Source organism: Bacillus cereus group sp. BfR-BA-01347 (genome assembly GCF_022663835.1).
Classification (GTDB): Bacteria; Bacillota; Bacilli; order Bacillales; family Bacillaceae_G; genus Bacillus_A; species Bacillus_A thuringiensis_K.
The window spans coordinates 49,060-61,260 of record NZ_JAKUGG010000015.1 but is presented as its reverse complement, the minus strand read 5'-3'; the positions used below and the strand labels follow the sequence as shown (position 1 = coordinate 61,260).

Here is a 12,201-nt window from a genome sequence, read left to right as displayed (position 1 = left end):
ATATGGAGAATATTCCTTTTTTACGTGCGTCAATTGTACCTGCAAACGAGTACTTAGATGAATTAGAGCGAATTGATATATCCCACATATATACAAATTATGGACCTATAAATCAACGTTTTGAAGAAACGATTATGTCGGAATTTTTTCAGAACAGGGGAGCTGTTACAACAGTAGCAAACGCAACACTAGGGTTAATGGCGGCAATTCAATTTAAGAAAAGAAAAAAAGGAAAGTATGCTCTTATGCCTAGTTTTACATTCCCTGCTACTCCATTGGCAGCTATTTGGTGTGGCTTGGAGCCTTATTTTATTGATATTTCATTAGATGATTGGTGTATGGATAAAACGGTACTTTTGGATAAGATTGATGAATTAAAAGAAGAGGTTGCAATTGTTGTTCCATATGCAACATTCGGATCATGGATGGACTTGAAAGACTATGAAGAATTAGAGAAAAAGGGTGTTCCGGTTGTTGTAGATGCGGCACCAGGGTTTGGATTAATGCATGAGGGTATACATTATGGTCAGAATTTTAGTGGTATGATTGTATACAGCTTTCATGCAACAAAGCCTTTCGGAATTGGTGAAGGTGGTATGATATATAGCCATAATGAGGAAGAGATAAATCAAATTAAAAGAATGGGGAATTTTGGATTTGATCATAATCGTGAATGTACGATGATGGGGTTTAACTGTAAAATGACTGAATATGCAGCAGCTATTGGGATTGCAACGATAAATACATGGAATCAAAAAATGCAAGAACGAAATCGTATCTCTGAATGGTATAAACAGTTATTACAAAGTACGGGATTAATGAAAAAAGGTTGGCAAGTTCAAAAGACAGAAGCAGTTATTCATCAATTTATGCCTATTCTCTGTCCAGAAAAAATTAACAATATGCAAGTAATAGAAGTGTTGAAAAAGCAAAAGATAGAAGCTAGATCATATTTTTCACCATCTTGTCACCAACAAGATTTCTTTAAAAACTACAAGTCTACAGATTTAACAAATACAAATAAAATAGCAAAACGAATAATTAGTCTACCTTTATGGGAAGGAATGACGAAAGAAATCGTGGAGCAAATTATAATGTGTTTAATGCAGAAGGTGGTGTCCACAGATGAATAGTTTTTATAGTCAAGAAGAGTTGAGCGAAATTGGCTTTCTATCTGTCGGGGAAAATGTATTAATAAGTAAAAAAACCAGTATATATAATCCAGGTGCTATATCTGTTGGAAATAATGTAAGAATCGATGACTTTTGCATTTTAAGTGGCAAAATTACAATTGGAAGTTATTCGCATATAGCGGCATATACAGCGTTATATGGAGGAGAAATGGGGATTGAAATGCATGATTTTGCAAATATTTCATCAAAAACAATTGTATATGCAGCAATTGATGATTTTAGCGGAAATACATTAATGGGACCGACTGTTCCACATCAATATAAAAATGTGAAAGCTGGAAAAGTTATCTTAAAAAAGCATGCCATTGTTGGTGCACATTCTATTATCTTTCCAAATGTAGTAATAGGAGAAGGAGCGGCAGTTGGCGCGATGAGTATGGTAAAAGAAAGTTTAGATGATTGGTATGTGTATGTCGGGGTGCCCGTAAGAAAAATAAAAGCTCGTAAAAGAAAGATAGTAGAATTAGAAAATGAATTTTTAAAAAACATTAATTCCTGAGTCTTTAAAAGATTTCACTGCAAATTACCTCAAAAAAATAAACAAAGACATTTGTGAATGAGGGGATATTATGCGATTACTAGTAGATTGCAAAAAGTTATAGAACTGTGTGGACAAAATTGTGATTTAAACCATAAATTTGCCGTTTCGGTAAGGTTATGGTTCTTTTGTTTGTGGAAGAAAACTTATACTAGAGGGCACCACATGCCAATCACCACTAAGACAGCCTTAAAGTAGATATAAATTCTTAAAAATGATACTACATAATAGTTAAAAAATACCTTTGTATCGCTCCTGCTTTATATAAAAATAGCAACATGCAATTGTTTATAATCTCCATTGCAAAGGAATAAGATAAGCTATAGAATTTAAAAGTATTTAATTACCGGATATTGTTTAAATCATTTTAACTAATACTTAAGAGGAGAATACAATGAATAAAATAAAAAAGTTACTTAAACGTAAAACGACTTGGATAATTTTTATTCTTTTCGTACTTGTTTATGTAAATAACAGTTCTTTTTTTGCGAAGAGGGACGAGGGAAATCCTCTTCTTCTTGCTCATCGAGGACTTTCGCAAACATTTAGCATGGAGGGAATTGAGGGGGATACGTGTACAGCAGAACGTATACATGAACCTGAACATTCTTATTTAGAAAATACAATTCCATCTATGGAAGCGGCATTTAAAGCTGGAGCTGACCTAGTAGAGTTTGATGTTCAACCAACTAAAGATAATAATTTTGTCATTTTTCATGATTGGACTCTTGATTGCCGTACTAATGGTAAAGGTGTTACTAGAGATTTTACAACAAAAGAATTACAAGCACTTGATATTGGTTATGGGTATACAGCTGACGGGGGAAAAACATTCCCGTTTCGTGGAAAAGGGATTAATCTTATGCCAACACTTGATGAAGTACTTAACCATTTTCCAGATCGTTCTTTTCTTATTCATATTAAAAGTGATGATGAAAATGAAGGAATCCAATTGGCTACTTACCTCAAGAAACTACCAGCGAAACGCCTTCATCAACTAACAGTATATGGTGGTGATAAGCCGATTGCTGTGATAAGAGAGCACATCCCTAGTTTACGAACGATGTCAAAAGCAACCATGAAAAAGGATCTTCTTACTTATATGGCGTTAGGGTGGACTGGTTACATACCTTCAAGCATGAAGCATGGAGAGTTACATATACCAGATAAAGTAGCTCCTTTGCTTTGGGGATGGCCTAATCGTTTTCTCAATCGAATGGATAAAGCAGATACGCGAATTATCATTGTAGGAGGAAATGGACTTGGATTTTCAAGTGGATTTGACTCATCTGAAGATATAAAACGTCTTCCAGATGATTATACAGGTGGAATTTGGACAAATCGCATTGATAAAATAGCACCTCTATTTAGCAAATAAGGGAAGACATTAAAAGCGGAGTTTTTTCATGTATTTGGCCATTTGTATTTAAAAAAAAGACCTATTGAAAATATTGAAGTTTGATCTACCGAAAAAACGCTCTGATTTCATATACATTATGGAAATCAGAGTTTTTTTAATGAATGTGACTTATTTAATTTATATTCAAGTAAAAGTCCGACATAGATTAAAAAATAAACTACTAGATGTACAAAATGAGCTTTATCTACATAAGTAACTAAATGTCGATAAAGTTTGGAGGTACTTTCAAAACATTCAGTTGATAGGCAGTGGCGGTGCTTCTATCTAATTCTAAAAATTTGAGATAGACTATTAGTATTTTTGTACTTGAGGCAAAGCTAGGTTTCCTTTTCGTTTAAATAATCATCGAAATCTTCTTAATAACATGTGATTTCCAGCAAGGTTAGGCTTTAATTTCTGGCAAGTTTATATGTAGTCTTAGAGAGCTATAATGTATTTGCTATCTTCTTAAACATTTCCATTATTACAAAGTAAAAAACGTTATTTTTTCTATATAGGCTAAATAGAAAAGGAGGGTGCTTTTTTATAAATTTCTCGATTGTATCATCTTATAACATTTGAGTAACAAAAAATTGTTTGTTACTCGAATTTATTTTGATATGTAAAGAGTTGAAATTTACCTTTGTACAGACGTTCTTTCTAGCGAGATGAAATAAATTTCTGTAATATAAGCTTCTATTTTTTAGTTGCAGATAATATCTTATAACGGTGTCTCAAATAACAACAGCCATAAGAAGTGAATTCAATTTACACATATTTAAGTATCTGGAAAAAGTAAAACATAATTTACGTTAAAAGAAGGGTGGTAACTTAAAAAATGGAACATGAAACAAATTTACTAGAGTTAGAGTTGAAAAAACTTTTAATTACAAATATAAATGATCCTGAGACATTATTAAAGATAGGTGAGATTTACTACTCCAGTGGGCGACTATATTTAGCAGCAAATTATTTATCCTATGTCATGAAAATGACTAACAATATTGATTTATCCAACAAAGCAAATCAATTATTGTTTTTAGCAGAACGTGCAATCCAGATTAACAATAATGATATTATGCAGTCTACTTCTGGTTTTTTAGATACACTTATAATGGAACTTCTTAATTGCTTAAAGAACCATTATTACTATAATATCGATATAGAGTTATTTGAACTTATGCATGTTCGTCCCACCATTGATTCAATTGTTGTAAATATCCAAAATGAAAAAGAAGAAATTTTGAAGCACTTACAAGGACTTGAAGAACTATACTTCAATTTGAGCGACCCCTTTTCCAAAGAGTTATTAATCAAACTCTTGGCATTTCGATTATTAGGAAATCATAAAGTCAAGTTGCCTTTAAATACTCTTGATTATTGGAATCAGAGAAAATCTATTCAAAACCTCATCCATTCTACAGAAACACTTCAAACTAATTATCATAACTGGACGCTACAATTGTTTGATTTAACGCCTTTAAAGTATAATTTGCAGTTATTTTATGTTTCGATGGGAATTAGTGCAACTTTTTTAGATAAGCAGTATGAATACAATAAAATTTCACCCGTAATAAAAGCAAAAGAAGGAGACATTGTTATAGACGCAGGTGGATGTTTTGGGGATACTGCGCTGTATTTCGCTCATGAAGTAGGAGAAACGGGCCATGTTTATACAATTGAATTTATACCAAGCAATTTAGAAATTATGTCGAAAAACATCAATTTAAATGAAACACTTCAAAAGCATATTACAATTGTTAAACACCCTCTTTGGAATGATTCAAATACTTTGCTATATTATAAAGATCAAGGGGCTGCAAGTTTTGTTTCATTTTCTGAAGAATCAGGTGTTACAGATAAAGTGAGTACTACCACCATAGATAATTTGGTAATAGAACAAAAAATTCATAAATTGGATTTTATTAAAATGGATATTGAAGGTTCTGAAATGAATGCGTTAAAAGGCGCTATCCATTCTATAACTACATTCCGCCCTACGCTTGCTATTGCGATTTATCATCAAATCAGTGATTTTGTTAATGTTATGAAATTTATTAATGAATTAAATTTGGGATATCAATTTTATTTAGGCCACTATACTATCAATGCTCAAGAAACAATTTTATTTGCGGTTGCAAGAGAGAAGATGGAAGTGAGTGGTTAAAAATGAAGAATAAATCTCAAAGACGTCTTGCGGTAATTGATACCAAATTCCCTTGGAAGTTAAGTGGATTTCGTTATTGGGAGAATTACCAAATCTATAAAGAACGACCCGATACTCTTTTCTTTGCTACTGAGGTATATACAGATGATTTCCCGACCAAAGTTTATGATTTTCAATTATTCAATAAGATAGCGAAAGAAGAAGGAATTACCGATATATATTGTGTTTTTTTAAACTTCGTGTTGAGTTTATTAGGTATTTGTTATCTTCCTGACGGAACACAAATGCCAGGAGCAAATCCTAAACTTGATATAGCTACTTTTTTAATGGAAAATCATATTGACCTTCACACTACAGTATATCCAGGAGGGGGATTAGACCCTTATACTTCTGTTGAATTTTTAAATATAGTATCTAAACATTGTAAAACAGTATTCTCTAATGCAAATGAAGTATTAAATACTATCCCAAATAGTATTTATGTTCCAGGAGTGATTAATACAGATTTTTATCATTACAATCAAAAGGTTATTTCTAAGCCAATACAGATCATATTTGTGGCTCACAATGCAGAAAGAAAAGGCTTTCCTTTATTAGCGCAAGCGTTTAATAAGCTTGATGATCAATTTCATTTACATATTGTAGGAAACTGGGAAGATAGTTTACATCTATTAACAAACAAGAATTATACTTTTTGGGGCATATTAGATTTCGAAAAACTAAAACACTTATATGAACAATCTCATATATTTATCTGTTGTAGTACAAAAGATAACTTTGCTATTGATGGATTTCCAACTACTGCTGCAGCTGATGCAATGGCGACAGGGTGTATCTTAGTTTCAACGAATCACCGAAACGATGATCGTATACTTAAACATGGTGAAGACTATCTAAAGATAGAAGAAGATAGCAATTCCATATTAAATAACTTATTATGGATTAAGATGAATTTTGAAAAAGCATTAGAGATTGGAAAAAGTGGTTCATTAAAAATGGATAAATATTTTAACTATAAAACAAATGTAAATTTCAAGCTATCTCACATGTTTTATGTTTAATGACAATAAAGTCATTTAAAAAATAATAAGTTGTTTAAAAATGAAAAACATTGCCTATGTCACTAACGAGGCAGGTTCGGTTAAGAAGGAATTTTAATAAATTAAGAGAATAAATATTTAAAACTCTATATTTCTAGGGTGAGGAAATTATAGCTGATTACATAGATAAAATATAGATAATTGAAAAATATTAATTTTGTTTTGTTCTACAATTATTAAATAATACTCTGGGGATGATAGCTTTATGGAAATAATTCAATTACTAAAGAAGGATCACTTATTTAATAAGGCTATAGATGTTTTTTGGAAAGAATGGGGTGAAGAAGGAGGGCGTGCTTTTTATGAAGATTGTATGATTAATGCTTTAAATAATCCAAATGACATACCCAGTTTTTACGTTGCAAAAGTAGATGATAAGATTATCGGGATTTATGCATTAATTCGTAATGATCTAAATAGTCGTCAGGATTTGAGCCCCTGGCTAGCATGTTTGTTTGTAGATGAAAAATTTAGGGGCAACTCTCTAGGAGAAAAAATGTTGAATCATGGACTTCTAGAAGCGGCAAAAAGAGGATACAAATTTCTTTATCTTACTTCAGATCTTAAAGAGTATTATGAAAAATATGGATGGGAAAAGATTGGTGTTGCTTATGGACCTAGTGGAGGTTACATACCTTTGTTTAAAAAGTCAACGGCTCTATAATTAAAGCGCCCCTTGTTTAACAAACAGGTGCTTTAGTTGAACAAGATTAAACAACTACATTATTGAACTTTGAGTTTAAATGTATTTAAATGAATAGAAATTAAAAAACTTTAAAGAGCCTTACTACAATAAAATGTAGCAAGGCTCTTATATTTTTTATAATAAAATTAAATAATTTTATAGGAATTAGAGAAACAAATGAGATGGATAAGCAAACTTTACAATGCTCCTTCGTATTTATAAATAAAAAGAGTCGAATACATGCAAATAAAAGTGGTTTTTATCGATTATACTTTGAAAAAATCAGATATTATGGAAGAGATAGTTTTGCGAAGTGGTGTAAGACGTTCTTTTCTAGTAGATATTACGCACTAAATGCTCGTGTGTATTAATACTCACTAGTTAACACTCTCATGTCTAAAGGCAGACTAAACTCCAGTATTATTAAATCTATGATTTACGTTGAATGTATGAAATAGGAGGCTTTCATTTCATACAGTTTGGCGGCGTAACGCAAATATTTAGGCTAAATCAATAAGTAAATTATCGGACAAAAATAAGCGCTCTAACTTTGAATAGAACGCCATTTTACCGTAATATATGGGCCCGGAAAGGGCTCGAACTCAAGACTTCCACACTGTAAAGGTGGGGGGTTAATTTATTACTTTTCTTCCTACAGCCTGCTATATCAAGTTGTCTAATAAATTAATATATTATGAATTTTATATTAGATTCTTTGATGAAGATTAGATAGATATAGGGAATAGGGAATGAATTGATGGAGAAGCAAAATTAATAATAGTTGTAACTGAAATGATTACAGAATATGTCTAGGAGCTATCAGGTAATATGTTTTTTAGTATTTAAGAAGAGTCCCGTGTATAAATTATTACATATCAAAATAAACGATTAGTCATTAAATAGAGAGAAGGACACTAGTTATTTGTATAAATGGAATACCGGAGAGTAGGGAATTAATATAAGTAGAGGGTGCAATCCTCAGTATTTCTTGAATGTTAATAAGCATTAAACTTTATATTGCAACACTTACAGGTGATGCTCCAACTGTTACTACTGTATTTACGGTATAGTCAACGGAGTTAAGAATAGTAATTGTGTTTTGTTCTGGCTGTGCAATATAGATGAATTTTCCATCAGGGGTAAACGCAGCGCTTTTTGGGCCATTTATGGAAATAGTGCCTGTGGATTGATGTTGTGCTGTATCAATAATATTGATTTCATCTGTAGTTTCTTCTCCTAGCAATGCTACAGGTTGATTAGGTGAAAGAGCAAGGAACGAGTAGTAATATGCTCCAGTAAGAATATCCCCAATCTCTTGGAAAGTGGACAAGTCAATAACTGTAAGGGTGGTCCCAGACGCCACCAACTCTTCTGTAATATAAGCGAATCCGTCAAGCAAGCTGATTTCTATGAGATTTGGATAATCGTTTGAAGTAGGACGTTCTGCTACAATTTCTCCTGTGTTTAGATCAACCTTTACAATACTCCAAGTCGTATAATTTACGATGTAGGCGTATTGTCCATTCGGATCAATTGCTATACTTGAAAATCCATATCCTCCAAGCGAGATAGTATTAGAGATGGTTTGAGTTAAGAGGTTAATAGCAGTAATGCCCATTGAACCAGTTAAAAAATTTAGTATATACGCAAACTGGTTATCCGGAGAAAACCCAATATCAATTGGGTCGTTTATCGAGAAAGTAGAGATAATGGTAAGTGTTTCATTATTAATTGTAGAAACACTATTATCATTTGAGTGCAAAACTAAAGTGTATGTTTTGTTTGGACTAACAGCAACTTTAATTGGCTGAAATGGAAGATTGATTACATGCTGGACAGTCTTTGTTGCTGTATTAATTACTGAAAGAGTATTATCATCTCTATTTGCTGTAAAAGCATAAATAGGAGGATTTGGTGGCACTGGTAAAACAGAGAGGGTGCCATTTAAGATAAATGTATTTTTATCTTGTGGCGTAACTGTTAAACTCTTAAGTTTAAAGCTACTAAAATCAAAGCAGCAATTCGAATCAATTGTATAATAAACAATCTGATTGATAGAGAATTTATGCCATTTAGAAAAAGCTGCATCTCCTTGTCCATATTGATTTTGAACAGGGGAAATACTAACAAGCATTGTAAGTACTCCATATATGCGAACACTGTGTACTGGATAGGAACCATCTGGTAGATCAGTTTGAAGAAGGCAAGGGTTCGGTGTTTGCATCGTACATGGTTCAAATGCACATTTTAATCGGTTTGTATTCCAAGTGACAGCACCGGTATAATTCGTATCATTAATTATATATCCTTCAGGAGCTGTAATTAAAACCTCAAAATCTACATATTGATTGCACGTACCTTGGCAAGGGAACATGTACTTCACTTCCTTTATCAAAAATTATGTGTTATTTCATGTGGTATATAAAGTTGATTACATACCGTATTAAGAAAAATAATTTTATAACTTATGCCTTTTTATGAAATAATCATGTTTGAAAGGCATTTACTTGTTGATATGACATGCCAATAGGTGGCAATGCTCTATATTATGCTTCCTATTTTCTAATGCTTGTACATATCGTGGTTATTTTAATCGGGATAATATTTGATCCAATAATAGTAAAACACGTTGAGGTAAATATAAAATTGATCTCGATAGGTTAATGCTGATAAAGCGCTATTGAATTCAAAGAAGTCAAAGCATGAAAGGTAACACAGCGCTATGGCAGAAACGAAAATTGCATATGTACCACTAATAAGGGGTGTGACGCTTAAGAGTGAGGGGGAGTAAGTCTAGAAAGTGATTAGAGTTTCCTGGTTTATTTTTTACATCAGAAGATTTTCTAGTTAGCAAGTCATATTGTGATTGAAGTTACTTATGGAATAGATTTTTACAGAAAATAATAAAAATTCATGGAAAAACAAGATATCGCCTTTATCTTTTAGTGTATACAAAAAGAAAATCATAATTACCGGAACAGTTCGTTCTTTTTGTTTATATAATAATATAACTGAACTTTATTTATTGATAAGGAGTGGGATAATAGCTGCCTAAAATTATAGTTATTATGACTAGTTATTACAAGCCATTGTTTGTAGAGAAATCGATACGGAGCGTATTAAATTAGAATTGTCAATGTTTCGCAGTTTTAATTAACGAAGCATCTCAGCCAATTAAAGCTGTAAAAAGACCTGCACAAAAATTGGGCTTCTATTTTGCCAATCGTTCAAAAAATAGGGTTCTTACTGGGATAAGAAACCGAATTTTATTGCATGAGGTATGCTATTTTTTTGAGATTGAATCATTTTTTTGGTTTTTATTCGATAGATAAGATTTTAGATAAAAAATATATTAATTTAAATTCAATATATTTTTAGTTATTCGCGAAAGAAAAAAATGAATTTATACAATTATTAAACCATAAAGAACATGTAAGGAATTAAGAGAAGACTTAAGAAGAAAAAGAGGGTGAGACCTTGAGTGAAGTCTATTTGAAAAATTATTGGTTATTAAATTTAGAGTATATAAAGGTGTTTTCTGAATTAGTACATCATAACATTTCTTTACCTTTATTAAGTAATTTTTATCAATATTTAGAAGAAGATGTTAAAAGTAAGATGAAAAGTAAGGATTTTTATAAATATTTGTCTGTTGCACCAATAGAAGAAAAACAATTGCAGTCAGAATTTGAAAAATGGTTGCCTCTGCTTGAGCAAACGACAAAGAAAAGAGGACCAGATGGAGTCGTATTGCTTAATACTGATTATCTTCGTTTTTCAGCAGGTAATTTTTCGCATTTTAACCCTAAGTATACAAAAATATTAACAAGAGCAAAAAAAAGCGAGCTTTATGGTCTCCCTACGATTTGCACACTGGATTATACAAATAAAGTTCCTGATAGTTCTCATATTTTCATTGAAAAAGCTCAAAAAATTTTTTCAACATGTAAAGAACATCCGTTATTTTCTAATAAATTTTTTCAAACAAAACTACTCAATGATCTTCCTATTATGATTGAAAAAATTAATATGGCATATTTTATTTTTGAAGAACATGATATCTCGAGTGTGATTGTTGGTACAACAGAAGATATAACGAACCGAGTACTTACTCTTATCTCTAAAAGTAAGGGGATTCCAAGTTATTGTCTTCAGCATGGGGCCATAATGGGAGAAGAAGCGTTTTTTCCAATTTTCGCTACGAAACAGATTGTATATGGAGAGTATGAACGAGAGTGGTATTTTCGAAGAGGTGGAGCGGATTCTCAAATCGAGATATTGGGACACCCAAGATATGATGATATCTTTGAAAAGAAGCATTTAGAAAAAAAAGTACTTTGTAAGAAGCTAAATATAGATACCTCTAAGAAAATAATCTTTATAGCAACTCAACCATTTAAAACCCAAGTTTATGTTGAACTAACAAAACAATTGATGAAAGACAAAAATATTACAGTTATTATAAAGCCTCACCCTTGGGAAAAAGGTCGTAATTTAGTGAGCGAATATATTCATTTAAGTAAGGTATACCCTAATGTCAAGTATATTACAACTGAAGTAAGTATTTATGATGTCATTTCTAATTCAGATCTTGTAGTTATTTCTAATTCAACAGTAGGATTAGAGGCTATGTTATTGGATAAACCAGTAGTTGTTTATAAATCTAAGTCAGAGGAGAGAGATTATAAATATTACGATGAATTAAGCTGGCTTGTGACTCATTCTATTGAAAACATGATACAGACAATCGAAAAAGTTTTATATGATTCTTCATATTCTGTAACTGCTAAGCAATTAAGGGATTACTTCATACAGAAAAATTACCCTCAAACAACAGTTACTCAAAAATTACAGGATTTATCTCGAAGCATGTAAGAGTGAAAAATCTTTATAAAACACCATGGATTATACAGCTAGACATCTAAAAATCGTATCGAACAAGGCCATAGACACGTAAAACGTCGTTGTGCTAGATCCTCAAGATTTTAAAACTCTCTTCAAGCCTCAAGTACAATAAAAGGAATTGAAGCCATTCATTCCTTATATAAAAAAACGGAGTCTTCAACCAAACTCCGTTTTTTAGATATACAATGAATTATAGAAATTATTGCTGCCTGTA

At 31.8% G+C, this 12,201-nt stretch carries 8 protein-coding genes; 7 read left to right on the top strand and 1 reads right to left on the bottom strand.

The window, feature by feature from the left end; translation table 11 throughout:
• Nucleotides 1-2 precede the first annotated feature (2 nt).
• From MR143_RS20840 to MR143_RS20815, 6 genes are all read left to right on the top strand, one after another.
• Complete coding sequence (locus MR143_RS20840) at nucleotides 3-1,133, top strand: aminotransferase class I/II-fold pyridoxal phosphate-dependent enzyme (protein ID WP_242280926.1); 1,131 nt, start codon at nucleotides 3-5, stop codon at nucleotides 1,131-1,133.
• Nucleotides 1,126-1,692 (top strand): acyltransferase, encoded by a 567-nt coding sequence (locus tag MR143_RS20835; RefSeq protein ID WP_001084202.1) that lies wholly within the window; start codon nucleotides 1,126-1,128, stop codon nucleotides 1,690-1,692. The genes MR143_RS20840 and MR143_RS20835 overlap by 8 nt, the downstream gene beginning before the upstream one ends.
• Nucleotides 1,693-2,125: 433 nt before the next feature.
• Entirely contained in the window at nucleotides 2,126-3,109 is a 984-nt protein-coding gene (locus MR143_RS20830) for a glycerophosphodiester phosphodiesterase family protein (protein ID WP_098878166.1), read from the top strand.
• Nucleotides 3,110-3,968: 859 nt separating this feature from the next.
• Nucleotides 3,969-5,297, top strand: coding sequence for an FkbM family methyltransferase (locus tag MR143_RS20825; RefSeq protein ID WP_242280925.1), 1,329 nt, complete (start codon nucleotides 3,969-3,971; stop codon nucleotides 5,295-5,297).
• A 242-nt stretch (nucleotides 5,298-5,539) separates the two neighbouring features.
• Nucleotides 5,540-6,358 carry a glycosyltransferase gene (locus MR143_RS20820; protein WP_308218769.1) on the top strand — a complete coding sequence of 273 codons (819 nt, stop codon included), beginning with the start codon at nucleotides 5,540-5,542 and terminating at the stop codon, nucleotides 6,356-6,358.
• A gap of 244 nt (nucleotides 6,359-6,602) precedes the next feature.
• A complete protein-coding gene (locus MR143_RS20815; RefSeq protein WP_000402858.1) occupies nucleotides 6,603-7,061 on the top strand; it encodes a GNAT family N-acetyltransferase in 459 nt (152 codons plus the stop codon).
• 1,033 nt (nucleotides 7,062-8,094) lie between these two features.
• Here MR143_RS20815 and MR143_RS20810 read toward each other — a convergent pair.
• Complete coding sequence (locus MR143_RS20810) at nucleotides 8,095-9,456, bottom strand: YncE family protein (protein WP_242280923.1); 1,362 nt, start codon at nucleotides 9,454-9,456, stop codon at nucleotides 8,095-8,097.
• Between the two features lie 1,103 nt (nucleotides 9,457-10,559).
• Here MR143_RS20810 and MR143_RS20805 point away from each other — a divergent pair.
• Nucleotides 10,560-11,957, top strand: a complete 1,398-nt coding sequence (locus tag MR143_RS20805; protein WP_242280922.1) for a CDP-glycerol glycerophosphotransferase family protein — start codon at nucleotides 10,560-10,562, stop codon at nucleotides 11,955-11,957.
• Nucleotides 11,958-12,201: the final 244 nt, after the last annotated feature.